Consider the following 25,795-nt stretch of genomic DNA (forward strand, 5'->3'; position numbering starts at 1 on the left):
GAACTGCCCGTCGGTCTCCATCCGACCCGGATTCCCGCAGCGGCGCCGGCAGCCAGCCGCCCTTCCGATCGACAGACCTCATGCTCGCACCGCGCTTCTTCGCGTCCCGAATCTCGTTCTACTACGCGACCTATTTCGTCGTCGGCGGGCTCGTCGTGCCGTTCCTGCCGGTCTGGCTGAAGGAGCGCGGCCTGACGGCGGAAGAAATCGCCACCTGCCTCGCCTTTCCGCTGGCCGCCCGTCTCGTCTTCATGCCGCTCGGCAGCTGGCTTGCCGACCGTGCCCCCAATCGCCGCTTCGCCATCATCATCTTCGGCTTTGCAGCGCTGGTCATGTTCGCCCTCGCCACCATTGCGGGTGGATACTGGCCGCTTCTGGTCCTCACCGGCCTCGCGACGACCTTTTCGAGCCTGACCAACCCGGCGCTCGATGCGCTGGCCCTGACCGGCTTTCGCCGCTTCGGGCTCGATTACGGCAAGATGCGGATCTGGGGATCGATCAGTTTCGTCGTGGTGAGCCTTGCCGGTGGCACGATCTTCGGCTGGTTCGGCGGCCCCATCCTGACGCCGCTGCTGCTCGGCGCCTATGTCATCGCGGCGCTGACCGCGTTCACGCTCCCTGTCACGCCGCCCGCCGTGCGCAAGGTCGATGACGCCGCGCGGCCCGAGCGGCGCTCGGCGCGATCGCTGCTCGCCAATCCCGGCTTCCTCGTCATCATCGGCTCCAGTGCGCTCATTCAGGCGAGCCATTGCGTCTTCTATTCCTTCGGCACGATCCACTGGCAGGAACTGGGTTTCTCCGGCGGCGAGATCGGCATGCTCTGGGCGATGGGCGTGATCGCGGAGATCTGCATGTTCGCTGTTGCCGGCTATGCGTTCCGCATCTTCAAGCCAGAGACGCTGATCATGATCGGCGCGGTCGCCGCCGTGATCCGCTGGGCGCTCTTTCCCTTCATCACGTCGTTTTCGCTGTCGCTGATCACGCAGGGTTTCCACGCCTTGACCTTCGGCGCCGCTTTCACCGGCGTACAGCTCGCGATCGCGCGGCGCATGCCGGATGAGATCACGGCATCGGCCCAAGGCTTCTGGCAGGTGCTGACCGGCGTCGCCATGGCGGCGGCGACGCTTCTCGCCGGGCCGCTCTATGCCCAGTTCGGCGTCTGGGCCTTTCCGGTCATGTCGCTGCTGGCGCTGGCCGCGATCGGCATCTTGATGCTGCCGATCCTCGGCTTTGTCAGCCCCACAGCGCCGGTTCGGGCGGACTGACGAGGCTGCCGCGATAGAGGAGCCCGGGCTCACGGTCGCGGGCGAGCAGGAGCGGTCCGTCGAGATCGACGAAATCGGCTTCCTGGGCCAGCAGGACGGCAGGGGCCATGGCGAGCGACGTGCCGACCATGCAACCGACCATGACGGCAAAGCCGTGTGCCCGTGCGGCCGCGACCAGTTCGAGCGCCTCGGTGAGCCCGCCTGTCTTGTCGAGCTTCACGTTGATCGCGTCATAGCGGCCCGCGAGTTCGTCGAGATCGCTGGCGACATGCAGGCTCTCGTCGGCGCAGACCGGTACGAGCCGCTTGGCGCTGGCGAGCCAATCGTCATGGCCGGCCGGCAATGGCTGCTCGATGAGTTCGACGCCGGCGTCGCGGCAGGCCCGCATGTGGGCATCGAAATCGGCTGTCGACCAGGCTTCGTTGGCATCGACGACGATCCGCGCAGTGGGTGCACCGCGTCGCACGGCGGCGATGCGTTCAATATCGCCTGCGCCGCCGAGCTTGACCTTGAGCAGCGGCCTCTCTGCGGCGATGCGTGCTGCAGCCTCCATGCTCTCCGGCGTGCCGAGGCTGAGCGTATAGGCCGTCACCAGCGGATGCGGCAATGAAAGGCCGAGGCGCGCCGCAACGCTGACGCCCGTCCGCTTCGCCTCGAGATCCCAGAGCGCGCAGTCGATCGCGTTCCGCGCGGCGCCAGGTGGCATCTCTGCCATGAGGGTGGCGCGGTCCATGCCAGCGGCTATGGCCGGCGCGACGGCCTCGATGGCCGCGACCACGCCCTCCACCGTCTCGCCATAGCGCGCATAGGGCACGCATTCGCCGCGACCGATATCGGCGCCGTCGCTGATGGTGGCGACGACGACCGTCGCCTCGGTCCGCGCGCCGCGCGAGATCACAAAGGCACCGGCGATCGGCCAGCGCTCCATGCCGACGGAGAGGATAGGGCTCATGGGGTTCCGAACACCCTGCCGATCTCGGCGACGATCGGCCTCACGCCGGTCCGGATCGGATCGACCGCCGGCAGCCCATATTCTGTGGCGAAGGCGTCGAGGCAGGCGGCCGCCGCGCCATCGTCGAGCGCTGCCGTGTTGATCGAGATGCCGACGCAACGGATGGCGGGGTTGGTCAGGCGGCCGCAGGCGATCGTGAGGTCGATGACCTCCTGGACCGAGGGCAGGGCATGGCTGACTCCGCGCATCTTGCTGCGGGTCGGCTCGTGGCACACCACGAAGGCATCCGGCTGGGCGCCATGCAGCAGGCCGAGCGATACACCGGCGAAGGAGGGATGGAACAGCGAACCCTGGCCCTCGACCAGATCCCAATGGTTTGGCGCAGCCGCTGGCGACAGCCATTCCACGGCGCCGGAGATGAAATCGGCGACGACCGCGTCGATCGCGACGCCGCGTCCCGAAATGAACACGCCGGTCTGGCCGGTCGCACGGAAATCGGCATCGAACCCTTCGGCGCGCATGGCGCGCTCGAGCGCGAGAACCGTGTATTTCTTGCCAACCGAGCAATCGGTGCCGACGCTCAGCAGGCGCAGTCCCGGACGCTTCGTGCCCTTGCCGGTCGCGAATCGCTCGGTCGTATGGCGCACATCGTGCAAAGCGCGTCCGTTCCGTTCGGCGGCGAGGCGGATCGGCTCGATATCGGCGAGGCGCGAATGCAGTCCGCTCGCGACGTCGAGGCCATTGTCGAGCGCTTCGACGATCGAGGCGACCCAATGGTCCGGCAGCACGCCACCGGCATTGACCGCGCCAACGATCATGGTGCGGACGCCGGCGGCCTTCGCTTCCGCGATCGTCATGTCGGGAATGCCGGCATCGGCCTTGCAACCGGCGAGCCGTGACTGCCCCAGACACCATTCAGGCCGCCAGTCGACGATTCCAAGCGCCGTCTTGGCCGCCAGAGCGTCCGGAACGTCACCCAAAAACAACAGATAGGGCGTTGCGATCTCCATGGATCGTCTTCCTTTCCATCCAAGGCTTGCCCGAGCTTCCTTGCTCGTGCGATCACCGAGGTAATACCCGGGAGATTAGGTGGGCCCCGGGGGCGCGGCAAGGGCCGGTCCCGTACCCATATGGCCGGAACAGGCGTTTAACCCGGAGTGCTCGTGGCGACGAAAACGGCATCGCAGCTTGAACTGCTTGACGTAAACGGTCACGCACGCATCGTCGCGAGCGGCCCGTGGACCGTGCAGACGGTCAATGGGATCGAGCCGCTGGTCGATAACGCGGTCGCCTCGCCCGCAAAGCAGATCACGATCGATCTCGCGGGCATCACCCACATCGATACGGCCGGCGCGTGGATGATCACGCGGCTCGAGCGCGGGCTCGCCGCCAATGGCACGAAGATCGAGCTCGTTGGCGCCTCCGACAACGCCACCCGCCTGCTGAAGGCGCTCGATTCGGCGGAACGGGTGATCCCACCGCCGCGGCCGCATATCGGCGTCGGACGCGAGATGATCGAAGGCGTCGGGCGGACGATGTATAATTCCGCCAACGACCTCGAGGCGGGTCTGAACATCCTGGGCGGCGTGACGCGGGGCTTCGTGCGGGCGCTCGTCCATCCCGCGCGCTTCCGCTTCACCTCCATCGTCTTTCATATTGACCGGACGGGCCTGCGCGCCGTGCCGATCATCGCGCTGATGTCGCTCTTGATCGGCGCGATCATAGCGCAGCAGAGCGCGTTTCAGCTCCGCAGCTTCGGCGCCGAGGTCTATGTCGTCGATCTCGTCGGCGTGCTGGTCTTGCGCGAACTGGGCGTCCTGCTGACGGCGATCATGATCGCCGGCCGCTCGGGCAGCGCGTTCACGGCCGAGATCGGCTCGATGAAGATGCGCGAGGAGATCGACGCCCTGAGCGTGATCGGCCTCGATCCGACGGAAGTGCTGATCATGCCGCGCATCTTCGCGCTGATCATCGCTCTGCCGTTGCTAACCTTCATTTCCGACATCATGGCGCTGATCGGCGGCGGGCTCGTCAGCTGGGTCTATGTCGGATTGCCACCATCGGCCTTCATCATGCGCCTGCGTGATGCCGTGGCGCTCAACACGCTGTTCGTCGGGCTGATCAAGGCGCCGTTCATGGCGCTCATCATCGGCATCATCGCGGCAACCGAGGGCCTGCGCGTCCAGGGCAGCGCCGAATCGCTCGGTGCCCGGACCACCTCATCCGTCGTGAAGGCGATCTTCATGGTGATCGTCGTCGACGGCCTGTTCGCGATGTATTTCAGCGCGGTGAGCTATTGATGTCGGCCGTGCTCGCCCAGCCACAACCCCCGGCACCCGATGCGGAGCGCGAGGTCGTCATTCGCGGCCGCGGCATCACGGTCGGATTCGGGGAGCGCAAGGTCCTCGAGAACCTCGATATCGACGTCTATCGCGGCGAGATCCTCGGCATCGTGGGCGCGTCGGGCACGGGCAAGTCGGTGCTGTTGCGCACGATATTGGGGCTGCAGCCGAAGCAGGCCGGCACCGTCGAAATTCTCGGCACGCCTTATGACGAGGCCGACGCCAATACGCGCGCTTCGATCGACCGGCGGCTAGGTGTGTTGTTCCAGCAGGGCGCGCTGTTCTCGTCGCTGACGGTGCTGCAGAACGTGGAATTTCCGATGCGGGAACACCTGCATCTGTCGAGCCGGCTGATGGACGAGCTGGCGCGGGTCAAGATCGAACTGGTGGGTCTCGCGCCCGAAGCGGCCGAGCGTGCGCCCTCCGAGCTGTCCGGCGGTATGATCAAGCGGGCGAGTCTCGCGCGGGCGCTGGCGCTCGATCCGGATATCGTGTTCCTCGACGAGCCGACATCGGGCCTCGATCCGATTGGCGCCGACGAATTCGACAAGCTGATCGCGACGCTCCGCGATACGTTGGGGCTCACTGTCTTCATGGTGACCCACGATCTCGATAGTTTGCATACTGTCTGCGACCGAATCGCTGTTCTGGGCGATCGGCATGTACTGATTGAGGGAACGATCGAGGACATGCTCGCCTTCGATCATCCTTGGGTTCAACAATATTTCCACGGCGTGCGTGCGCGCCGTCGTGAGGCCTAGACGGAGCGGCATGGAAACGCGTGCAAACTACGCGACGATCGGGTTGTTCACCCTTGCGGTGATCGTCGCCTGCTTCGCCTTTGTCTATTGGCTCGCCCGTTACGACGAGAGCGGCGTGCGCAAGCCCATGCGCATCCTCGTTCCAGGCTCCGTGACGGGACTCGCGACCGGCAGTCAGGTGCTGTTCAACGGCATTCGCATCGGCGACGTTACATCGCTCCGCATCAATCCGGACGACCCGAACCAGGTCGAGACCATGGTTTCGGTCGATCCGAACCAGCCGATCAAGGACGACACCAAGGTTTCGGTCGGCGTCCAGGGCCTGACGGGCCTCGCCTACATCGATTTTCGCGGCGGCACCGCCGGCAAGCCCAGCATCTTCGCGCAGGAAGGCATCCCGACGCTCACGGCTCAGGGCTCCGGCTTGCAGGACGTGATCGCCAGCGCGCAGGATGTGATTGCGAAGGTCAATACGGCCGTCGACCAGGTCAACGGCATCCTCAGCACCGCCGATCCGAAGATCCAGGCTTCGCTTACCAATGTGCAGAAATTCACCGACGCGCTTTCGAAGAATTCGGACGGCGTCGAGGACTTCATGGGCAATGTGAGCGATCTCTCGAAGAAGATCGGCTCGCTTTCCGGCAATCTCGAAGGGCTGGTCAAGCGCGCCGACGGCATTCTCGCTGCCGTCGATCCGGCCAAGGTCTCCTCGACGCTCGACAGCGTCAACCAGGTCACCGAGAAGCTGGCCGCCTCGTCGGAGAGCTTCCCGAAGATCATCGCCAATGTCGAGAAGGTGTCTGGCCAGCTGTCGCAAACGCTGGACGACGCGCAGAAGATCGTGCAGGCGGTCCAGGTCGAAGCGGTCAAGAACACGATCACCGACATCTCCACCATTGCACGTCGCGTCCAGACGGCGACGGTCGATATCGACAAGATCGTCGCCAATGCGGACAAGACCGTCGCAGACGCGCGCGATTTCGTCGCCTTCGTCAAGGACAAGCAGCCACAGGTCGACCAGATCGTCGCGGATTCGGGACAGTTGATGCAGCGGCTGAATGCGGCCTCGGCGCGTCTCGACACCATCCTCGGCAAGGCGCAGGACATGCTGACCGACCCGCAAGGCAAGAGCTTCTTCGCCGAGGCGACCGCCGCCGCCCATTCGATCCGCATCATTGCCGAGGCCTTCCAGGGCCGCGCCGACCAGATCGCCAGCAACCTTGCAAGCTTCAGCGGGCAGGGGCTCAGGAACGTCAACAGTCTTGTCGAGCAACTTCGCCGCGCGACCGCGAGTTTCGACCAGACTGTCACCACCATCGGCAGTAATCCGCAGGGCGTCATCTTTGGTAATCCCACGGTCAAGGACTATAACCGCAAATGACGGCATACCGTGGTCGGGCACAGTGAAGGGGCACAGGATTTCATGCGTCTTGTAAAGCGAACCGCGCGCGGTGCGGCGCTGGCATCGATCCTGTGTGCCGCCTTGTTGTCGGGCTGCGTCAGCAAGCTGCTGACGACACCGCCGCCGAATACCTATGAACTGACCGGACCGACCGAACTGCCCCAGGCGCAGAACCACACGACGGCCCAATTGCTCGTGCCCGCGCCCACGGCGCTCAAGATCCTGGACAGCCAGCGCGTCGCCGTATCGCGCGGTTCGCTCGTCGCCTATTATCCGAACGCGCAATATGCCGATACGCTGCCGCGCGTCATCCAGGCCCGGGTAATCGAGACATTCGAGAAGGCCAAGCAGGCCAAGGCTGTCGGCCGGCCGGGCGAAGGGCTCTCGATCGACTATCAGCTTCTGACCGACATCCGCTCCTTCAACTTCAATGTCGGCGCGAACAGCCGGACGGCGGTGGTGGAGATCTCGGCGCGCATCATGAACGATCGCAATGGCCGCGTCGTCGCCTTCAAGGTCTTCCGCGCCGAGGTGCCCGTCGCCGAGGACACGGCGCCGGCCGCCGTCGCCGGCCTCAATGCCGCGCTCGATCAGGTGCTGGTCGAACTCGTGTCCTGGTCGCTCGGCAAGATCTGATCAAGCAACCCTTCGGCCGGGGTCAGTGCCGACCATATTGGGCCAGAACGGCGGGAATATCGAGGACTACGCGGTTTCGGCCGCTGTGCTTTGCCGCATAGAGGCAGGCGTCGGCGCGCTCGATGAGCGATTGGATCGTGTCGCCGGGGCGATGGGTGGCGACACCGATCGAGATCGTGATGCGGCCGAGACGTTCGCCCGTGGAACGCTTCACGAACTCCTGGTGCATGACCGCCTGGCGAATATGTTCCCCGACGGCCAAGGCTCTGGCACTATCCGTGCGCGGCAGGATGATCGCAAATTCCTCGCCGCCATAGCGACAGGCCGTATCGCCCGCCGTGATGTTCTGCTTGGCGGCGAGCGCCACCAGTCGAAGCACATGGTCGCCGGTCGGATGACCGTAGCGATCGTTGAATGATTTGAAATGGTCGATGTCGGTCAGGAGCAGCGAAAGCGGCGCGCGTTCGGTTGCGGCCTCATCGACAGCCCGTTCGATCGCGTGGTCGAAGTGCTTACGATTGCCGAGCGTAGTCAGCTGGTCATTGAGAGATTCATAGTGGATCGCTTCGATATGCGCCTGAAGCGTATCGAGTTGCGTTCTCGAATCGGAGAGCTGCGCTTCGAGCAGGCGGCGCTTGCCGTCTATCTGCGCCGTTGCGGCAACCAGTTCGCTGAGGACGGCTCGGATGTTGTCGTCGCCCGTATCGGCTGACAGAGCACGACCCGTGAGTTGCAGCGTCGCGCTATAGCTCGCGGCCTCGTCGAGAGCCGTTTCGATCAACGCGCCGATCTGGCCGATCTTGGCCACGACCTTGCCGCCGACTTCACCGATCTGATCACCGAGCTGCGCCGGGGAGAGGTGGAGCGCGCATAGTCTCTTTAGCGTGTCGCTATCGATCCGGCCGTTTTCGCGCAGGGCCGTATCGACGGCGCGCTTCAGCGATCCATTGAAGCCGGACGCGTAAATGTACCAGAACTCGAAATTGCGGGGGGTGGCCGGCAGCGCGTTGCGGCGCAAATGGTCGAGCGCCAACTCCGCGTAGCGGTAGCTCCGCTTCAGATCATCCCGCCCCATCATGCCCCCGCCCAGACTACACGGCCCCACCCTGGTAGCTAACGTAAGCGTCAGCTCCTAAATCCGGGTTAAGTATCATCGTTAAAGTTGTGCTGCGATAGCGATGAAACTGGACTGGGGCAGATCAATCAGGGAGAAACGACGGAAATCGGTTCTTCGGTCAGAGCAAAAACGTCCTGGCGCGCCTTGTATACAACCAAAAGTTTCAGATGGTGGCGGGCATGCCCATTGGCATGATCGCCGATCGGCGCCGTTTTCGCGCAACAACCACGGCCGAGTCGCCGCGGCGCGCAATGACGGCGTGGATAGGACTACGACTCAGGAAGACGGGGCGCGAACCGGGCGCAGCAGGAACTGCGGGACGTGATCGCCAAGGCCGATGACCTTATCGTCGTCGCGCTCGGCGCGATGTGACCGCTCCCGACGCGGCTGCTCTGGGGCAGGGCGGGCCTGAACGGCCGGTGCGGGCCGTGGCTCGACCGCCGCAGCCGGCTTGGCAGCGCGGGCAGCCTTGGGCGTCCGCTGACGGCTCGATGCCGGCTTGGCCTCTTCCTCCGCACGCGGCTTGTGAGCCTCTTCAGGAGCCTTGCTGCGGGCAGGCGCCGTGCCGGGCGGATCGCCGAGCCATTTGACGCCGTCGCCAGTCAGCTTGTCGATCGCCGAGAGGTATTTCTGGTCCGCGGGCGCAACCAGCGTGATCGCAGTTCCCGAACGGCCGGCACGACCCGTGCGGCCGATGCGGTGGACATAGTCGTCCGCATGGGTCGGAATGTCGAAATTATAGACATGGCTGACATCGGGAATGTCGAGGCCACGCGCCGCAACATCGCTGGCGACCAGCAGCGTCAGGCGGTTGTGCTTGAAGGCATCGAGCGTCGCCATGCGGGCGCGCTGGTCCATATCGCCATGCAGCGCTCCGACCGAGAAGCCGTGCTTCTCGAGTGACCGGGCGAGAACAGCGACCTCACGCTTGCGATTGCAGAAGATGATCGCATTCTTGAGGTCGACGGCGCCGCGAATGAGCTCGCGCAGGGTTTCGCGCTTGTCGAAGGACTCGCGCCCCGTGGCGACGAAGAGCTGCGTCACCGTCTTGGCCGTCGTTGCAGGCTTGGCGACTTCGATCCGGACGGGATTGGACAGGAAGGTATCGGCGAGATGCTGGATCTCCGGCGGCATCGTCGCCGAGAAGAACAGCGTCTGACGCGTAAACGGGATCAGCTTGGCGATGCGCTCGATATCGGGAATGAAGCCCATGTCGAGCATGCGGTCGGCCTCGTCGATGACGAGAATCTCGACGCCGGTCATCAGCAGCTTGCCGCGCTCGGTGTGGTCGAGCAGACGGCCGGGCGTCGCGATCAGCACGTCGACGCCGCGCTCCAGCTTCTTTTCCTGGTCGCCAAATGAAACGCCGCCAATGAGCAGGGCGACGTTCAGCTTGTGGTTCTGGCCGTATTTGTTGAAATTCTCCTCGACCTGCGCCGCGAGTTCGCGCGTCGGCTCGAGGATGAGGGTGCGCGGCATGCGGGCGCGAGCGCGTCCCTGCTCCAGCAGCGTGATCATCGGCAGGACGAAGGAGGCCGTCTTGCCGGTGCCGGTCTGGGCGATGCCCAGAACGTCGCGCCGTTCAAGGACATGCGGAATTGCTTCGGCCTGGATCGGCGTCGGCGTGGTGTAGCCGCTTGCCTCAACGGCAGCCAGCACTTTGGGGCTCAGTCCGAGCGTAGAGAAGGTCATGTTCAAGAAGAAAAGGGCCCGAAGGCTGCGTGGGACGCAGGTCTTACGCGTCGCCATCGATGAATGACGTTGGCAGATATGAGCATTTCCGCCAACTTGTCAATTGTTTCGAGACAAATCCGCGGCCAAATCCGCTTTTTCGTCAAGCCGCTAGTTGCTGGCGGGGCCGAAACGGTAGCTTCCGTCACTGTCGATGAACAGCTCGTAGCTCTGGTCGGTGTCGTTGGCCGGGTCGAGCGTCTCGACAAAGATGCTGAGTCCGTCCGGATCCGTTTCGGCGACGAAATCGACGATATCGAGCTTCAGGCCGACCAGTTCCGAAACTTCCGTAGTGCGGTCGACGGTCTGCGATCCGTCGATGCCGACGGCGATCCACTGGACGAACAGGCGCGCTGTCGGTTTCTCGGCCGCGGTGCGGGAAACGACGATCCGGTAGACGCCCTTGCGGCCATCCTTTTCCCAATCGCCGGCGATGCGGACATCCTGGACCGAAGGATCGAGCGCTGCGATCCGGTCCGTGACCGGATCGGCCCATGCGGCCGGAATCGCCGAAGGAATGGAGGAGAAAGCCGCCAGGCTGGCGGCGGCGAGCGCCGCGAAGGCGAAGGTGCGATGAGTCTTCATCCGCTGTCTCCGGAAGAGGCGAGGCCCCGGTGGCCCTGCTATGGCCGCCGCGGGCGTGGCTGGCAAGACCGGATCGCATGGGCCCGCGACAGGACGATGGCAAGATGGCTCCAAGAATGCACGGCAAGCATGTGCCGCGACAAGGCGGTGTGACCATCTCAGCGAATGGCCGCCAGCGTGGCGAAAGCAAGCAGCGCATAGCGGGCGAACTTGCCGAATGCCACGAGGATGAGGAAGGAGGGCAGCGGCTCGCGCATGATTCCCGCGACGAGCGTCAGCGGGTCGCCCACCACGGGCAGCCAGGCGAAGAGGAGGCTCCAGCGGCCGAATCGGCCGTACCAGCGCTGGGCGCGTTCCAATGCAGGCGCGGAGACCGGAAACCAGCGGCGATCGCGGAAGCGGTCGATGCAGCGCCCAAGCCACCAGTTCACCAGTGAGCCCAGCACATTGCCGATGCCGGCCACGCAGACGATCAGCGGAACCGACACGCCGCCCTTGACGACCAGGGCGACGAGCACGGCCTCCGACTGCGCGGGAATGAGCGTCGCGGCGAGAAATGAGGCTGCAAAGAGTCCGGAAATTTCAGCGATCATGACCGGCCGCCTCGGTGCCGAGCCCGATGGAACCTGTTCCTGATGTTCGGCGGCGGCGTATCCGGCTGGCTGGTTCGCTCTCGATCCGGAGCATGGGTCGCCGCCTTTCAGCGCGCCCCGTCCCCGCGGCAAGAGGAGCGACGGCCGGACGATCAGTCGGCCTTGACGATTGTCCGCCGACGATCGATCCCATTGGGAGACGCGGTCGTTCCCCTTTCCCGGTGCTGAAGGAGAGCATTTCATGATTCCGTTCGAGGTCATTCGCGTCCGAGCCGAGGCGCGCAGAGGCGGCGCCGATGCTCTCGCCGCCCTGCTGCCGGTGGTCAAGCCGCGGGCGGCGCTGGCCGAACTCGCCGATGATCGGGTGCTCGCGGAAATGACGAAGCGCGTGTTTCAGGCCGGGTTCGTCTGGAGCGTGATCGAGGCGAAGTGGCAGGGCTTCGAGGCGGCCTTTCTCGGCTTCGATCCCGCCGCTCTGGTCTTCCAGCCCGACGATTACTGGGACGGACTCGAGAGCGACGCCCGCATCGTCAGGAACGGCGCCAAGATCCGCTCCGTGCGCGAGAATGCCGGCTTCGTGCGGGCGATCGCCGCGGAGCACGGCAGCTTCGGACGCTTTCTCGCCGCATGGCCGGAGGAGGACGAGGTCGGCCTGCTCGATCGGCTCGGCAAGCGCGGCAGCAGGCTCGGCGGCAATTCGGGCCAGATGCTGCTGCGCTTCCTGGGCTACGACGCCTTTGTCATCTCCGGCGACGTGGCTCTCTGCCTGCGCGATGCCGGAGTCGACATCGCCACCGAGCCAAAATCCAAGCGCGACCTCGCCAGAGTGCAAGAGGCCTTCAACGCCTGGCGAGCCGAGACGAACTTGCCCTATACGCATCTCTCCCGCATCGCCGCGATGTCCATCGGCGAGATCAGGTCCGAACGCCACGAAGACTGACATCCCTCGAGGTCTGACGCCATCCGGTGCTGCGCCAGTGCGCCGGGCGGTGTTCGTGATCAGATGTCGAGTTCGGTGACGAAGGCGGCATTGTCCTGGATGAAGCGGAAGCGCTCCTCCGGCTTGTTGCCCATCAATTGCTCGACGGTGTCCCGGGTCAGCTCGATCTCGCCATTGACGATCCCGACGCGCAGCAGCGTGCGCTTGGCCGGGTCCATCGTCGTCTCCTTGAGCTGGTTGGGCATCATTTCTCCCAGGCCCTTGAAGCGGCCGATCTCGATCTTGCCCTTGCCCTTGAACTCGCTCTCCAGCAATTCGTCCTTATGCGCATCATTGCGCGCATAGAGCGTCTTGCCGCCCTGGCTGATGCGGTAGAGCGGCGGCACGGCGAGATAGAGATGACCGGTCTGAATGAGCTCGGGCATTTCGCGATAGAAGAAGGTGATGAGCAGCGAGGCGATATGGGCGCCGTCGACATCGGCGTCGGTCATGATGATGACCTTGTCGTAGCGCAGGTCCTCGTCGCGATACTGGTTGCGCGGGCCGACGCCGAGTGCCTGCATCAGGTCGGCGAGCTGCTGGTTCTGTGCGAGCTTCTCGCGGCCGGCATTGGCGACATTGAGGATCTTGCCGCGAAGCGGCAGCACGGCCTGGCTGGCGCGGCTGCGGGCCTGCTTGGCGGAGCCGCCGGCGCTGTCGCCCTCGACGATGAAGATCTCGCTGCCCTGTGCCGCGCTCTGGCTGCAATCGGCGAGCTTGCCGGGGAGGCGGAGCTTGCGCACCGCCGACTTCCGGTTGACTTCCTTCTCCTGCCGGCGGCGCAGGCGCTCCTCGGCGCGCTCGATCACCCAGTCGAGCAGCCGCGTCGCTTCCTGCGGCGAGGCCGCGAGCCAATGGTCGAACGGATCGCCGATCGCCTTCTCGACGATGCGGGCGGCTTCCGCCGTCGCGAGGCGGTCCTTGGTCTGGCCGACAAATTCGGGCTCGCGCACGAAGACGGAGAGCATGGCGGCGCAGGATGTCATGACGTCGTCGGCCGTGATCGCGGCGGCGCGCTTGTTGCCGGTCAGATCGGCATAGGCCTTGAGACCGCGCAGGAGCGCCATGCGCAGCCCCTGCTCGTGCGTCCCGCCCTCGGGAGTGGGCACGGTGTTGCAGTAGGAGCGGACATAGCCGTCGCCGGGGAACCAGGTGATGGCCCATTCGGCCGCGCCATGGCCGCTCGCCTTGTCGGTACGGCCGGCAAAGATCTGGCTGGTGACCATGCGCTCGCCGGTGAGATCGGCCGCGAGCGAATCCTTGAGACCGCCGGGAAAATGCAGCACCGCCGTCGGCGGCGTGACGCTGTCGCCCACGAGAAGCTCGGCCGCACAGCTCCAGCGGATCTCGACGCCGCCAAAGAGATAGGCCTTGGAGCGCGCCATGGTGAAGATGCGCGCCGGCTTGAAATGCGCGCCCTTGCCGAAGATCTGTTCGTCGGGCTTGAAGCGGGTCCGCGTGCCGCGACGATTGTGGATCTCGCCCACCGCCTCCAGCCGCGATGTCGGCAGGCCACGCGAGAAGGTTTGACGGTAGAGACGCTTGCCGCGCGCGACCTCGACCTCGAGCATTTCGGAAAGCGCGTTGACGACCGATATGCCGACGCCGTGCAAGCCGCCCGAGGTCTCGTAAACCTTGGAATCGAACTTTCCGCCCGAATGCAGCGTCGTCATGATGACTTCGAGCGCGGACTTGTCCTTGAACTTCGGATGCGGATCAACCGGGATGCCACGTCCATTGTCCGTGACCGTGAGGAAGCCGTCGGCCGACATCTCGACCTCGATGAAGGTCGCGTGGCCGGCCACGGCCTCGTCCATCGAATTGTCGATCACTTCGGCGAAGAGATGATGCAGGGCTTTCTCGTCGGTGCCGCCAATATACATGCCCGGACGGCGCCGCACGGGCTCGAGCCCTTCCAGCACTTCGATGTCGGCGGCCGAATAGTCGCTCTCGGCCGAACTGCTTGCAGTCGCACGGGACGGCGCGGGCCGGCGCGGCGCTGGCTCGGGTGCAGGATCGAGCTTGCGGGCCGTGGCCGCTCCGCCACCGAAAAGGTCTTCAGTCTCTGCCATGGTCATCCGTTACTTGAGGTCCGTTGAAATGGCCGGGTGAAGGCTTCGAATCAAGATGGAATTTTGCCACGCGGTCGATCGCGGCGCGAGCTTGTTTCCCTTTTGTTCGAATTATCCAGTGTCTCGGGCACTTGAGGCGGGCAAGGCCGGACCTCGGGCGTCTCCGCGCTCGCGACGGAGTCTCCGGAGGGGCGCCGCAAGATTTGTGGCGGCATGGCAACAGTGTCGTTGCAACTCGATCCGAGTCCTTCGCGCGGTCATGATCCGCCGCCTTTCAGCCATAAAGTGAAACGACCGTCGAACTCATCCGGGGGCGGATAGGATCAGCTTTGAAGACTATCGAAAGAGCATTTCGACGTGCTGTCAAAGTGCGCGAACATGAGACGGGTGGGGCGTGGTCAAGACTCCGCGATGGCCTCGGATTCGCCAGAAACCTATCCCATATCTCTGGGCATCGTATTTTGGGCCGCGATCATGCGGCGCGGGCAAGGATCATCGTCGACATGCCGTTGGTGACTGAGCGTCGCCGGGGCGGCTTTGTCTCGGCGCTGACGTGGCGTGCTATGCGGATTTCTAACGCGTTTGGCAGCGTAGCCATACTCGGCATCGGCGTTATTGTTGGGCTCTGCTTCGGCATGGGCAGTGCGTCGGCGCTCGACGCGCGTTCGCTCGACAAGAATTCGACGCCGGTTGAAGCATTCCGGTTGGGTTTCAACGCCTACAAGCAAGGCGACAAGACCACGGCCGTCGAGGCGCTGACCTATGCCGCCGAAAAGGGGCATACGGTGGCGCAGTGGAAGCTCGGCCGCATGTATGCGGAGGGTGACGGCCTCGCCAAGGACGATGTGAAGGCGTTCGAGCTCTTCAGCGAGGTCGCCGACGCCCACGCGGACGACAATCCCAACGCCCCGGCCGCGCCCTTTGTCTCGAATGCCTTCGTCGCGCTCGGCTCCTATTATCGCAGCGGCATCCCGAACAGCGACATCCAGCCTGATTTCGGCCGTGCGCGGCAGATGTTCTCCTATGCGGCGTCCTATTTCGGCGATTCCGACGCGCAGTTGAACCTCGCCCGCATGTATTACGAAGGCGAGGGCGGCGACCGCGACCTGAAGCAGGCGGCGCGCTGGGCCAAGCTCTCGGCGAACAAGGGCAATGTTGGCGCTCAGGCCCTTCTCGGACACATGCTGTTCGAGGGCGACGGCGTCACGCGCCAGCCCGTGGTCGGCCTGATGTTCCTGACGATTGCGCGCGATCGCGCCAAGCCGCTCGACCCCTGGATCCAGGACATGCAGGAGCAGGCCTTCTCGGTCGCGACCGAGACCGAGCGGCGTACCGCGCTCGCAATGGCCGATGAGTGGATGAACAAGAACGCGGCGCCGGCTCCCTGAGGCCTGCCCGTTCCGGCACGGGCGGCGCAGATTGTCGCGTCGCCGGGTGCCTGACGCCCTATCTTATTGACGGTGGTTGTTATTTGACGTGGACGAGTAGCATCGCCGCTTGCGGTTCGTTGCCCTCTTCGTCCAGAGTCTCCCCATGGTTCGTCGTGGCCCCGGCAGAGCGCGCGGACATTGCATTGGCAAGCCAGGGCGGCGGGGAGGGTAGGGTCGCATGGCCGGCGCCGTTGATCGACACATCCAGCCAGGTTCGCCGCCCGCCGGCCGCACGGGGCTGCCGTTCGGTCCAGGCGCGCCATGAGCGCGTGGCGACTTTGGGTCACCCCCGGGCTCGTGATCGTGACCGTGCTGGCCGCGATCGCGATCTGGATGAGCATCGGCAGGATCGAGGCCGATATCGGCCAGCGGGTCGATGCCGAGCTGGCGACCGATGGCCAGGATTGGGCGAGCGCCGAGGTGAGCGGCCGCACCGTCACCGTCATGGGAACGGCGCCGACCGTCATCGCGCAGCGCCTTGCCGTCGAATCGGCGGATCGCGTCTGGGGTGTCTCGCTCGTCCTCGATGGCAGCGGCATCATTCCGCTGCAGCCGGCCTATAGCTGGACCGCGACGCGATCGGAAAAGGAAATCCGCCTCACCGGCTATGTGCCGGGGGAAGACGAGCGGCTTGCCGTCCTCTCTGCGGCGAAGCGCTATTTCCCCGGCTTCACCCTCCAGGACCAGATGCAGGATGCCCGCGGCCAACCGGTCAATTTCCTCGGGCTCACCGATTTCGCGCTCGCACGCCTCGCCGAATTGGGGGACGGATCCGTGGTCTTGAACGGCCCGAGTCTTTCGATCGACGGCACGGCCATCGACGAGCCGCGTTTTGCGGCGGCGGCGCGTGCCCTCTCCGGGCCGCTGCCGGCCAATGCCGCGATCAGAAGCGTCCGCATTCTGCCCCCACGCAAGGAGAGCTTCGTCTGGCACGTCGATTTCAACGGCAAGACGATCCGCATCGAAGGGTTCGTGCCGTCAGAATTAGTGCGGCGCGATATCGCTCTCGCGATCCAGACGGCGCTTCCCGGCATCTCGATCGATGACCAGACCGAGCTCGCCTCCGGCGCGCCGGGCGGCTTCGATTCCGCCGCGATCTTCGCCGTCTATCAGCTCGCCCATCTGACGGAGGGCCAGATCGCGATCGACGGCAAGGTTCTGTCCTTCAAGGGCAGCGCCCGGACGGTAGCCGATTATGAGACGACGCTGGCCGAGATCGGCGCGCGTCGGGACAAGCACAGCGTCGGCGTGGCGATCGGTTCGATCGATGTCGTACCGGCGAGCGTCGATCCCTATGTCTGGCGGGCCGATCGCAGCGGCACGGTGGTCGTGCTCAGCGGCTACATGCCGACCCCCGTCGCGCGTGACGAAGTACTGAAGGCAACCGCCGAACTCTTCCCCGGCATGATGGTGACGGATCGCCTGCGCATCGCCGACGGCGACCCGAAGATGGACTGGATCGGCGCCGTCGAATATTCGCTGCGCCAGCTCGCCCTGCTCGGCAAGGGCTCGGTCTCGCTCACCGGCCGGAGCTACGACATTGTCGGCGAGGCGATATCGACGACGGCCTATGCTGAATTGGTCGACGCGCTCAAGAAGACATTGCCCGCCAGCATGGAGTTGCGCCGCAAGGCGGTGGCGCCCGCCGCTATTTCGCCGTTCATCTTCGCGGCCGGTCGTCTGCCCGATGCGCTCAGCTTCAGCGGCTATGTCCCGACCGACGAAGCCGCCAAGCAGATCGTTGCGCTCGCTCGGCCGAAATTCGGCCAGGTGCGGATCGACATGCAGCTTCTTCTCGCCGGTGGCGCGCCGGATGGGTTTGTCGATGCGGTCGGCACGGCGCTTCAGGCGATCAGCCGGCTGGATGGCGGCCGCTTCGAACTGGTCGACACCAAGCTCTCACTCTCTGGCGTCGCCGTATCGGATGGCGCGCGCCAGGCCATCGAATCGACGGTCCAGTCGTCATTGCCGGATGGCTTCGAGTTCTCACCATCCCTGATGGTCGCCGTCGGCGGCGATCCGCTGGCCGCCGGCGAGTGCCAAACCGCGCTTCGCACAGAGATGGAGCGCGACATGGTGCAGTTTGAAAGCGGCACGGCGACGATCCTGCCCGACAGCTACGGCCTGCTCGACCGGCTGGCGGCTATCGTGCAGCGCTGCCCCGCCGCGACCGTCGAGGTCGGCGCCCATACGGATTCGGGTGGCGGCACGCGCAAGAACCAGGCCCTGAGCGAGGCACGCGCCAAGGCGGTGGTCGACCGACTGGTCGAGGATGGCGTTCGTCAGGAGCGCTTGCGTCCGATCGGCTATGGCCAATCGCGTCCGATCGCGTCCAATTCGAACGCGGCCGGACGCGCGCAGAATCGCCGTATCGAATTCAACGTGGTCGGGCAGTAAGGTCGGGCATGTCCTATCTCATCGTCCAATACTGGGATTTCCTGAGCATCGCCGCCGGCCTTGGCGTGGTCGTGGGCTGGTGGGCGCAGGGCTCGCGACGGCGTGGCGCGCCGGGGGCGCCCGGTGCCGCACGGCCGACCGCTTCCGGGGAGGCGAGACCGTGATCCTGCACGCGGCCGAACTCTGGGCGGTGCTCGCCCTCTGCTTCCTGTTCGGCTGTCTTGTCGGCTCGCTCCTCAATCGCGCCGTCGCCCTGACGGGCGCCGCCGCGTCCCAGACCCGTATCATCCACGGCATCGACCTGGTCATCCGTGTGTTGGAATGGCGCATTTTGCCCTGGCGCAATCGCGAGCCGGTGCCGCTGCCGCAGGTTGTCCCTGTGCCTCCGCCCAATTTCAGCCATTTGCCCGAAGAACTCGTGGTGACCTTGCCGCCGCCCGAGGAGCGATTGCTGCCGGCGGAGCTTCTGGAGCCCGTCGCAATGGCGTCCGAGCCGACGCCGCTCGCCACCGATCCGGCCAAGCTCGCCGAGGCGCTGGCGCGCGCCGATGGCGCCGGCCACCGTCCTCTCCCCCTTGCCGGTCCGCGAGGTGGTGTCGCCGATGATCTCGCCGCCATCAAGGGGCTCGGCAAGCGGCATGCGGCGCGGCTCGCCTCGGTCGGCATCTTCCATTTCAGCCAGATTGCGGCGTGGACTCCACAGGAGATCGCCTGGGTCGCAGCGTTTCTCGATGTTGGCGACACCATCGTGAGCAAGGACTGGGTCGGCCAGTCGACGCGCGTGGCGAGTGCCGATGACCCGGCCGAAGCGGTCAAGCCGAAGCGCAAGCTGCCGCGGCCCCGATCGAAGCGCGGTAAGGCGAAGAAGCAGTCGGAGACTATTGGCGAGTCCGCCTCAGCCGATCGTAGCGATGAAGCCGGCAATCCGTGACAGGAGCGGGCCGCGCAACATGGGCGGATGGCCCTCGCCCGCGACATTGACCGCGACGAGACCCGGATGGGTGGCGGCCATGGCGTCGAGCGTAGCCCGCGAGAGGAGATCGGTCTCCTCGCCACGGATCACCATCACGGGTACCGTGGTGAGCGTCGCGAAGGCGGCCGTGAGATCGACCGGTGGCGTCTCGGGCGTGACCGCATCGAGACCACGCGCCAGTGCGGGATCATAATCGACCACGGGACGCCCATCCTGCTCGGCGAAGGTGAGGCGAGCCTGGTCGATCCAGTCCTGGTCGGAATAGCCCGGAAAGAAACGCCCATGGGTCGTGCGGATCAGGCGCACGGCGTCGTCCCAGTCACGCGGGGCTTCGCCCTGGCCGACATAGGACTTGATCCTGAACAGCCCGGCGGTTTCGATGATGCTGCCAATATCGTTGAGGACCACGCCGGCGATCGCATCGCGTTTCACCGTGCCCATCAGCATGGTGATGATGCCGCCACGCGAGGTGCCGACGAAGATGGCGCGGGTGACGCCACGCAGCGACATGCCGAGCAGCACGTCCTGCATTTCGACGAGCGGATTATACGATGCCCCGGTCGGATCCCGATCGGAGGTGCCACGACCGCGATAATCGAAGACGAGTACCCGCCGGCCCGCCTCGGCGAGCATGTGGGCGAGCAGGTCGAAATCGCGCGCGGTGCGGGTCAGTCCCGGCAGGCACACGACGGGCAGGGTAGCCACCTGCCCGGCGCCATAGTCGCGTCCACCCAGCGTCAGGCCGTCCTGACTCTGGTAGCGGAAAGCCGCGTAGCCTGCATCGATCGACACGGCCATCCGATCAGGTCGGGCCGCCGCGGCCGAGGTCGCGGTTGATCACCAGCGCGGGCTCGCCGAGGCGTGCGCGATAGACCTGCAGGTTTTCCGTGCAGCGCTGGACATAGTTACGGGTCTCGGTGAACGGGATGCGCTCGATCCAGTCGACCGCGTCGACGCTGGGGTCGCGCGGATCGCCATATTGCTGCACCCATTTCACGACGCGGCTCTTGCCGGCGTTGTAGGCCGCAAACGACATGATGTAGGAGCCGTTGAAATCCGAGACGAGGTCGGCGAGGTGAGCCGCGCCCAAGGTGGCATTGTAGCCGGGATCGGTGGTCAGGCGCTGGAGCGAGTAGGGCACGCCGGCTGATTTAGCCACGATCTTGGCCGTTCCCGGCATCAATTGCAGCAGGCCGCGCGCGCCAGCATGGCTGACGGCGGCCGGGTTGAACGCGCTTTCCTGCCGGGCGATGGCATAGACGACGGACTTCTCAATGCCGGTGTTCTTGACCGTGCGCGGAATGGCCGCCGTGGGGAAGGCCAGCGTTTCCACGGGAAGACCGCGGACATAGGCCTTCTTGCCGATCTGCAGCGCGATCTGGTGCTTGCCGCTCTGCTCGGCCATTTGCGCCAGCATTCCGACTTCGGCCGGGTTGGTCAGCGTCTCCGCGAGCTGCATGTAGAAGGCCTGCGCGCGGTCGTCATAGCCGGCCTTGCTGAAACGCTGGATCGCCTGGACCATCTCGCGGCTGTTGAACCGCTGCCGGGTCGCGCCGTCGGCATTGCCGGGGCTCGACAGCACGATCTGCTTCATACCGAGCTTTGCCGCCGCCAACTGGCCGTAGAAGGTGGTCGGATAGGCTGCAGCGAGACGATACTGGGCGATCGCCTCGCTCTTGTCGCCCAGCGCCTCGGCGGACCGGCCGAGCCAGTAATCTGCGCGCGACTGGCTGAGCGGCATAGTCGAGACCGCGCGGATCGCGTTGAAATGGCGTCGAGCCGTCGAGGGATCGTTCAGGAAGCGCAGCGCGTACCAGCCGGCATGGAATTCGGCATCGGCCTGGTTGCTGCTCGATTCCGCGGCATGCTCGGCAACGAGCTTGTAGGCAGTCCTTGCATCGCCGAGATCGAGCAGTTCGCGCGACAGCACGCGCCGTTCGATCCACCACGCATCGGGATCGACCAGTGCCTCGCCACTGCGCGGCGCCGAGAGCATCACCTTCGCCGCCTCGGGGTATTTCTCGCTACGGCGCAGATACTGCGTCAGCGAATAGATATAGCCGGGGTCCTTCTTGAGACGGGACGGCACGCTGGAAAGAAGCTGGCCTGCATTCGGGGCCTTGCGCACGACGGCAGCCCGCGCCGCGGCGAGCTTCTGCGTGTCGCCATCGAGCATCTTGGCGACCGCCAACCCTTCGGTCGCGTCATCGTCATAGAAGAACTTGTCCATCCGCGCCTTGGTATCGGCGGCGGTCAGAAGCCCGCTGAATTCCTTCAGGATCGTCGCTTCATTGGCCTGCGAGAAGCTCTCGGTGCGCCAGGCGGGGCGAATCAGCGCGGCCGCCTGCTTGGGCTGGCCGGAGGCGACATAGGCGCGCGTGAGCAGGATCAGGCCCTCGTCGGAGCCCGGTTGGGTCTTGCCGAAGGCCGCGATGATGGTGGCGGGGTCGGCGTTCATGCGCACGAGCGCCTGCTCGGCGCGGCGGCGCAGCAGCGCCTGTCCGGGCCAGTCCGGCAGTTCCTGCGCGACCTGCGTGATCTGCGCCACCGAAACGTCGGGACTGCCGCTTTGCGCGACGAGCCATTCGATGATGTGCCGGTTGGTCTTGTCCGGCATCATGCGGCCGATCGCGGCAGCCTTGCCGACCTGGCCGCTATCCACGAGCTTGATCGCCGCGTCGAGGCCGAGCTGGCTCGGCGAAAGAGAATTGATGATGTCGTTCGCCGGCGAGGCAACAGAAGCCTGGCTTGGGCGCTGCGGCTTGGCGATGGGTGTGATGCCCGAAGTGATGTCGCCATTGTCGGCGAGCCGGTTCGGATTGGAGCGTGGCGTCGGAATGGATTCGGCCATCGCCGTCCCGGCAACCGAGGCGCAGATCAACGCGCTCACAGCCACCTGGGCGAGCATCCATCCGCGCCGTGCTTTGCTGCCGTTCGTTTTCACGATCATGCCGCCCTCTCTAAACGCATACCATCATCAGGCTGGAAATCGTCCTCGGCCGCCACCAGATAGCCTCTTGGCCAGGGTCGCGCCGCGGTCGATCCGCCAGCGTGCACCTCAGACTAGAGCCTCATGGTGAACAAAGGTTTGACGCCCTTGTTGAACGGAAACACCGGTTCTTGCTCTGGTGCGAGGCACCGACTATGTTCGCGGCCCCAGGAATAACACGAAACGCGTCGATACGAGCCCTGCCGCCCAAGATCCATGATCATGGCGGAATCCGGCCAATTGACGGCAAAGGGTAGAAGCGCACGATGTTCAAGGGTTCGATTCCGGCTTTGGTCACGCCGATGCGGAACGGTTCGGTGGATGAGGATGCGTTTCGCAGCTTTGTCGACTGGCAGATCAACGAAGGCTCGCACGGCCTCGTGCCGGTCGGCACGACGGGTGAAAGCCCGACGCTGACGCATAGCGAGCACAAGCGCGTCGTGGAGATCTGCATCGAGGTGGCTGCCGGCCGCGTTCCGGTCATTGCCGGTGCCGGTTCCAACAACACGCTCGAGGCAATCGATCTGGCGCGTCACGCGGAAGCGGCCGGCGCGGACGCCGTGCTCGTCGTCACGCCCTATTACAACAAGCCGAACCAGGAAGGCCTGTACCAGCACTTCAAGGCCATCAACGACGCGATCGACATTCCGATCATCATCTACAACATCCCGCCGCGCTCGGTCGTCGACATGTCGGTCGAGACGATGGCGCGGCTGTTCGAACTGGCCAATATTATCGGCGTCAAGGATGCGACGGCAAAGCTCGACCGGGTCAGCCTGCAGCGCCAGGCCATGGGGCCGGACTTCCTGCAGCTCTCGGGCGAGGACGGCACGGCGCTCGGCTTCATGGCACACGGCGGCCATGGCTGCATTTCGGTGACGGCCAATGTCGCGCCGAAGCTCTGCGCCGAGTTCCAGGAAGCCTGCCTCGCTGGCGACTATGCCAAGGCACTGAGCTACCAGGACCGGTTGATGCCGCTGCATCAGGCGCTGTTCATCGAGCCCAATCCCACGGGCGTGAAGTATGCGCTGTCGGTGCTCGGCCGGATGGAAGATCGGGTGCGCCTGCCGCTCGTCGGCATCACCGAGCCGACCAAGACCGCGATTCGCAGCGCGCTTGTGCATGCCGGGCTGACCAACTGAGGTCTCTCCCGCGAAGTGAAGGTATACGATCATGAGTAGCGCACGGGACGAAGCGCGCTATCGCCTTGCTGCCGATAATCGCAGGGCCCGCTATGACTTTGAAATCGGCCAGACTTACGAGGCCGGCATCATGCTGACCGGCACCGAGATCAAGTCGCTGCGCGGCGGTCGCTCGACGATCGGCGATTCCTATGCTGCCGAGAAGAATGGCGAGGTCTGGCTCTACAACGCCTACATCCCCGAATATCTTCAGGCGAACCAGTTCAATCACGAGACGCGCCGCCCGCGTAAGCTGCTGCTGCACAAGAAGGAAATCGGCCGCCTCATGGTCGCTGTGCAGCGTGAGGGCATGACGATCGTGCCGTTGAAGATCTATTTCAACGAGAAGGGCAGGGCCAAGGTCGAGCTGGCATTGGCGCGCGGCAAGAAGCTGCACGACAAGCGCGAGACCGAGAAAGCCCGCGACTGGAACCGCGAGAAGAGCCGCATCATGCGCGCGCGGGGCTGAGGCGCCGGTCTTCCCGAGGATACCGTCCTGATAGCAAAAAGGGGTCCGCGATGAGCGGACCCCTTCTTTTTGGCGCTATGGCAGAGCGGCGGAGGCCAGGACAAATGGAGACCGCGGACCGGCTTGAGCGCCATGGCGAGACGGACTGATCCGCCCCGCCAATTGTCAGGCGCTTACCAGGAGCGCTTCATCCACAGATTGACGGCCCAGGAATCACCCTCGAGGCCGGCGTCATCCGAGCTGACCTTGTTGTAGATGCCTTCGGCGATCATATCGAGGCCCTTGACCGGCGTGTAGCCGATGTCAAAGACGCCACGCCACGCGTTGAACGCCGAGCCATCAAAGGCGAGCGGCGACAGAAGGGCATGGCCGTCGCCGTCGAAGTCAGCATAGCTGCCCGTGAGCGAGGACCAGAGCTGCGGCGTCCAGACATGCTTGTAGGATGCCATCGCGCTCCAGCTGGTGCCGGCAACCGCGCCGGCCGTCGAGCCAAGAAGCGCGCTGCTGATGCCGGCAACCGACGTGCCGCCGGCGATGCCGGTGTAGGAGTTCGCATTGTCGCCATAGGCGGCCGAAACGAAGAACTTGTCGCCGGCCGAGAAGCTGTCGAGAGCGACCTCGAGACCGCCGCCCACTGCCCAACCGCTTTCGGCGTTGAACTCGAACGGATTGGCGGCCGAACCATTGCCGCCGCCATAGCTGATGGCTTCGTTCACATAGGCGCCCGCAACCTTCGCGGAGAAGATGCCGGACGTGTAGGTGACAGCCGCGACGATATCCGGAACGTTATCCTGACCGCCGGTGACGTAATACGGGTTCAGATAGGCATTATCGTAGCCCGCAGCGGCACCACGATCACGCTGGTCTTCGATCGAGACCGCGAGACCGAAGCCGTTGACGGCATAGGTCAGCTGGATGTGGTCGACGGTCGAATCCGAACCGAAGCCGCCCGTATCGCCATAGCCGCGGCCGAAGTCGAACAGCGAGGTGAAACGACCAGCCTTGATCGGTCCGAGCTCGAGGTAGGCGCTGTCGACATAAGCCGAGTTTGTCGAGGCGTTCTCGACCTGCGTCAGCGACTGGCTGAAGCCGCCGGTGTTGCCGGTCTGGGCGCGATAGTCGAGGAAGCCGGTCAGGTTGCCGTATTCGGTGATCGACGAAGCCGTCAGCTGGATCGAAGCTTCCGTGTAGAAGTTCGACCAGCTCGAGCCCGGATAGGTCGAGTTGTACTGGCCAAAATCGGTGTCGCCGAACGACGTACCGAACTTCACGTAGCCGCCGACCTTGATGCAGGTGTCGGTGCCGGGCGAGTAGAAGAAGCCCGTGCCGAAAGCGTCGCAGACCTTCACGTAGTCGACCGGCTCGGCGACTGTGAGATCCGCCGCCTGAGCGCCGCCAGCCACGATCATCGCGGCGGCAGAGCCGAGGAGAAGGGTCTTGAAGTTCATTTCTGAATCTCCGGTTTGAGAAGAGGATCGAAACCGCCCCCGAGATGCAGGAAACCGTGTCGCCACTTCGTGTCGGCACATCCTGGATCCGGCGTCGCCCGACCCCCCAAGCCAGCATCCGATGGCCACCCTGTTTGGTTGCAATCGGACTTTCCTCGTTCTGGAAAGTAAGTCGAACTTAACAAAGAAATTGATTCAGGCATCGTCCGAAGCCGGCTGATATCGCTATATCTGCTTGATTATAAGCATGCGTCACCAATTTGCCTCACCTCGCGACTGCGTTTTCGAGGGGCGAAATGGGCAGCCGAACGGGGCGAGTTGCGGCGTGCGAGGGGATGGAGCCTGGGGCGATAGAGCCCGCGAAATGCCATGTGTCGCGCCGGTTCCGTGACGCTGGCAATGCTAAATGTCAGTAAATATGAGGTTTTTTGTTTCCGTCGGCGCCGGGCGCATCCTCGCCCGACGGTCGACGC

The 25,795-nt window shown here is 64.8% G+C and carries 21 protein-coding genes; 11 read left to right on the plus strand and 10 right to left on the minus strand.

Annotation, left to right across the window (positions count from 1 at the left end; genetic code table 11):
- Positions 1–80 precede the first annotated feature (80 nt).
- A complete protein-coding gene (locus QO014_RS02400; protein ID WP_266347044.1) occupies positions 81–1,265 on the plus strand; it encodes an MFS transporter in 1,185 nt (394 codons plus the stop codon).
- Here QO014_RS02400 and dgcA read toward each other — a convergent pair.
- Together dgcA and dgcN are read right to left on the minus strand one after the other, a co-directional pair.
- Entirely contained in the window at positions 1,234–2,217 is a 984-nt protein-coding gene (dgcA, locus tag QO014_RS02405) for an N-acetyl-D-Glu racemase DgcA (RefSeq protein WP_266347045.1), read from the minus strand. The genes QO014_RS02400 and dgcA overlap by 32 nt on opposite strands.
- Positions 2,214–3,227 carry an N-acetyltransferase DgcN gene (gene dgcN / locus QO014_RS02410; RefSeq protein ID WP_266347046.1) on the minus strand — a complete coding sequence of 338 codons (1,014 nt, stop codon included), beginning with the start codon at positions 3,225–3,227 and terminating at the stop codon, positions 2,214–2,216. The genes dgcA and dgcN overlap by 4 nt, the downstream gene beginning before the upstream one ends.
- A 153-nt stretch (positions 3,228–3,380) precedes the next feature.
- Between dgcN and QO014_RS02415 the strand changes: the two genes are divergently transcribed.
- From QO014_RS02415 to QO014_RS02430, 4 genes are read left to right on the plus strand one after another with little or no spacing between them, the layout of a single operon-like run.
- Complete coding sequence (locus QO014_RS02415; protein ID WP_266347047.1) at positions 3,381–4,517, plus strand: ABC transporter permease; 1,137 nt, start codon at positions 3,381–3,383, stop codon at positions 4,515–4,517.
- Positions 4,517–5,320 carry an ABC transporter ATP-binding protein gene (locus QO014_RS02420; protein WP_266347048.1) on the plus strand — a complete coding sequence of 268 codons (804 nt, stop codon included), beginning with the start codon at positions 4,517–4,519 and terminating at the stop codon, positions 5,318–5,320. The genes QO014_RS02415 and QO014_RS02420 overlap by 1 nt, the downstream gene beginning before the upstream one ends.
- 10 nt (positions 5,321–5,330) lie before the next feature.
- Positions 5,331–6,701 carry an MlaD family protein gene (locus QO014_RS02425; protein ID WP_266347049.1) on the plus strand — a complete coding sequence of 457 codons (1,371 nt, stop codon included), beginning with the start codon at positions 5,331–5,333 and terminating at the stop codon, positions 6,699–6,701.
- Positions 6,702–6,743: 42 nt separating this feature from the next.
- Entirely contained in the window at positions 6,744–7,358 is a 615-nt protein-coding gene (locus tag QO014_RS02430) for an ABC-type transport auxiliary lipoprotein family protein (protein WP_266347050.1), read from the plus strand.
- Positions 7,359–7,380: 22 nt separating this feature from the next.
- Here QO014_RS02430 and QO014_RS02435 read toward each other — a convergent pair whose 3' ends face one another.
- The 4 genes from QO014_RS02435 to QO014_RS02450 form a co-directional block, all read right to left on the minus strand.
- Positions 7,381–8,436 (minus strand): GGDEF domain-containing protein, encoded by a 1,056-nt coding sequence (locus QO014_RS02435; protein WP_266347051.1) that lies wholly within the window; start codon positions 8,434–8,436, stop codon positions 7,381–7,383.
- A gap of 315 nt (positions 8,437–8,751) precedes the next feature.
- Positions 8,752–10,167 carry a DEAD/DEAH box helicase gene (locus QO014_RS02440; RefSeq protein WP_266347052.1) on the minus strand — a complete coding sequence of 472 codons (1,416 nt, stop codon included), beginning with the start codon at positions 10,165–10,167 and terminating at the stop codon, positions 8,752–8,754.
- Between the two features lie 150 nt (positions 10,168–10,317).
- Positions 10,318–10,791 carry a hypothetical protein gene (locus tag QO014_RS02445; protein ID WP_266347053.1) on the minus strand — a complete coding sequence of 158 codons (474 nt, stop codon included), beginning with the start codon at positions 10,789–10,791 and terminating at the stop codon, positions 10,318–10,320.
- A gap of 158 nt (positions 10,792–10,949) precedes the next feature.
- Positions 10,950–11,384, minus strand: coding sequence for a YqaA family protein (locus QO014_RS02450; RefSeq protein WP_266347054.1), 435 nt, complete (start codon positions 11,382–11,384; stop codon positions 10,950–10,952).
- Between the two features lie 241 nt (positions 11,385–11,625).
- Here QO014_RS02450 and QO014_RS02455 point away from each other — a divergent pair, with 241 nt between their 5' ends.
- Positions 11,626–12,324 (plus strand): DNA-3-methyladenine glycosylase I, encoded by a 699-nt coding sequence (locus QO014_RS02455; protein ID WP_266347055.1) that lies wholly within the window; start codon positions 11,626–11,628, stop codon positions 12,322–12,324.
- A 59-nt stretch (positions 12,325–12,383) separates the two neighbouring features.
- Here the strand turns inward: QO014_RS02455 and parE are convergent, their stop codons facing one another.
- On the minus strand, positions 12,384–14,435 hold the full coding sequence (parE, locus tag QO014_RS02460; protein ID WP_266347056.1) for a DNA topoisomerase IV subunit B: 2,052 nt from the start codon (positions 14,433–14,435) through the stop codon (positions 12,384–12,386).
- Between the two features lie 503 nt (positions 14,436–14,938).
- Here parE and QO014_RS02465 point away from each other — a divergent pair.
- From QO014_RS02465 to QO014_RS02475, 3 genes are all read left to right on the plus strand, one after another.
- Positions 14,939–15,823: a tetratricopeptide repeat protein gene (locus QO014_RS02465; RefSeq protein ID WP_266347057.1), complete on the plus strand. Its 885-nt coding sequence runs from the start codon at positions 14,939–14,941 to the stop codon at positions 15,821–15,823.
- 303 nt (positions 15,824–16,126) lie between these two features.
- Complete coding sequence (locus tag QO014_RS02470; RefSeq protein WP_266347058.1) at positions 16,127–18,262, plus strand: OmpA family protein; 2,136 nt, start codon at positions 16,127–16,129, stop codon at positions 18,260–18,262.
- A gap of 160 nt (positions 18,263–18,422) precedes the next feature.
- Positions 18,423–19,193: a helix-hairpin-helix domain-containing protein gene (locus QO014_RS02475; protein WP_266347059.1), complete on the plus strand. Its 771-nt coding sequence runs from the start codon at positions 18,423–18,425 to the stop codon at positions 19,191–19,193.
- On the opposite strand, the gene QO014_RS02480 is transcribed toward QO014_RS02475, so the two are convergent.
- Both QO014_RS02480 and QO014_RS02485 read right to left on the minus strand, forming a co-directional pair.
- Positions 19,158–20,027 carry an alpha/beta fold hydrolase gene (locus QO014_RS02480; RefSeq protein ID WP_266347060.1) on the minus strand — a complete coding sequence of 290 codons (870 nt, stop codon included), beginning with the start codon at positions 20,025–20,027 and terminating at the stop codon, positions 19,158–19,160. The genes QO014_RS02475 and QO014_RS02480 overlap by 36 nt on opposite strands.
- Before the next feature lie 10 nt (positions 20,028–20,037).
- Complete coding sequence (locus QO014_RS02485; RefSeq protein ID WP_266347061.1) at positions 20,038–22,185, minus strand: lytic transglycosylase domain-containing protein; 2,148 nt, start codon at positions 22,183–22,185, stop codon at positions 20,038–20,040.
- Between the two features lie 305 nt (positions 22,186–22,490).
- Here QO014_RS02485 and dapA point away from each other — a divergent pair, with 305 nt between their 5' ends.
- Both dapA and smpB read left to right on the plus strand, forming a co-directional pair.
- Positions 22,491–23,366, plus strand: coding sequence for a 4-hydroxy-tetrahydrodipicolinate synthase (dapA, locus tag QO014_RS02490; protein ID WP_266347062.1), 876 nt, complete (start codon positions 22,491–22,493; stop codon positions 23,364–23,366).
- 31 nt (positions 23,367–23,397) lie between these two features.
- Positions 23,398–23,874 carry an SsrA-binding protein SmpB gene (smpB, locus tag QO014_RS02495; RefSeq protein WP_266347063.1) on the plus strand — a complete coding sequence of 159 codons (477 nt, stop codon included), beginning with the start codon at positions 23,398–23,400 and terminating at the stop codon, positions 23,872–23,874.
- A gap of 173 nt (positions 23,875–24,047) precedes the next feature.
- Here smpB and QO014_RS02500 read toward each other — a convergent pair whose 3' ends face one another.
- Positions 24,048–25,322, minus strand: a complete 1,275-nt coding sequence (locus tag QO014_RS02500; RefSeq protein ID WP_266347064.1) for a porin — start codon at positions 25,320–25,322, stop codon at positions 24,048–24,050.
- Positions 25,323–25,795: the final 473 nt, after the last annotated feature.

This window comes from Kaistia dalseonensis, from assembly GCF_030814715.1.
Classification (GTDB): domain Bacteria; phylum Pseudomonadota; class Alphaproteobacteria; order Rhizobiales; family Kaistiaceae; genus Kaistia; species Kaistia dalseonensis.

Excerpts from the sequence above, each read along its gene's own strand:
- QO014_RS02455 (WP_266347055.1), top strand. The coding sequence starts at position 11,626 with ATGATTCCGTTCGAGGTCATTCGCGTCCGAGCCGAGGCGCGCAGAGGC.
- dgcA (WP_266347045.1), bottom strand. The coding sequence starts at position 2,217 with ATGAGCCCTATCCTCTCCGTCGGCATGGAGCGCTGGCCGATCGCCGGT.
- QO014_RS02450 (WP_266347054.1), bottom strand. The coding sequence starts at position 11,384 with ATGATCGCTGAAATTTCCGGACTCTTTGCAGCCTCATTTCTCGCCGCG.
- QO014_RS02440 (WP_266347052.1), bottom strand. The coding sequence starts at position 10,167 with ATGACCTTCTCTACGCTCGGACTGAGCCCCAAAGTGCTGGCTGCCGTT.
- QO014_RS02470 (WP_266347058.1), top strand. The coding sequence starts at position 16,127 with ATGAGCGCGTGGCGACTTTGGGTCACCCCCGGGCTCGTGATCGTGACC.
- QO014_RS02485 (WP_266347061.1), bottom strand. The coding sequence starts at position 22,185 with ATGATCGTGAAAACGAACGGCAGCAAAGCACGGCGCGGATGGATGCTC.
- QO014_RS02420 (WP_266347048.1), top strand. The coding sequence starts at position 4,517 with ATGTCGGCCGTGCTCGCCCAGCCACAACCCCCGGCACCCGATGCGGAG.
- QO014_RS02400 (WP_266347044.1), top strand. The coding sequence starts at position 81 with ATGCTCGCACCGCGCTTCTTCGCGTCCCGAATCTCGTTCTACTACGCG.
- dapA (WP_266347062.1), top strand. The coding sequence starts at position 22,491 with ATGTTCAAGGGTTCGATTCCGGCTTTGGTCACGCCGATGCGGAACGGT.
- QO014_RS02445 (WP_266347053.1), bottom strand. The coding sequence starts at position 10,791 with ATGAAGACTCATCGCACCTTCGCCTTCGCGGCGCTCGCCGCCGCCAGC.
- QO014_RS02500 (WP_266347064.1), bottom strand. The coding sequence starts at position 25,322 with ATGAACTTCAAGACCCTTCTCCTCGGCTCTGCCGCCGCGATGATCGTG.
- QO014_RS02435 (WP_266347051.1), bottom strand. The coding sequence starts at position 8,436 with ATGATGGGGCGGGATGATCTGAAGCGGAGCTACCGCTACGCGGAGTTG.
- parE (WP_266347056.1), bottom strand. The coding sequence starts at position 14,435 with ATGGCAGAGACTGAAGACCTTTTCGGTGGCGGAGCGGCCACGGCCCGC.
- QO014_RS02425 (WP_266347049.1), top strand. The coding sequence starts at position 5,331 with ATGGAAACGCGTGCAAACTACGCGACGATCGGGTTGTTCACCCTTGCG.
- smpB (WP_266347063.1), top strand. The coding sequence starts at position 23,398 with ATGAGTAGCGCACGGGACGAAGCGCGCTATCGCCTTGCTGCCGATAAT.
- QO014_RS02465 (WP_266347057.1), top strand. The coding sequence starts at position 14,939 with ATGCCGTTGGTGACTGAGCGTCGCCGGGGCGGCTTTGTCTCGGCGCTG.
- dgcN (WP_266347046.1), bottom strand. The coding sequence starts at position 3,227 with ATGGAGATCGCAACGCCCTATCTGTTGTTTTTGGGTGACGTTCCGGAC.
- QO014_RS02430 (WP_266347050.1), top strand. The coding sequence starts at position 6,744 with ATGCGTCTTGTAAAGCGAACCGCGCGCGGTGCGGCGCTGGCATCGATC.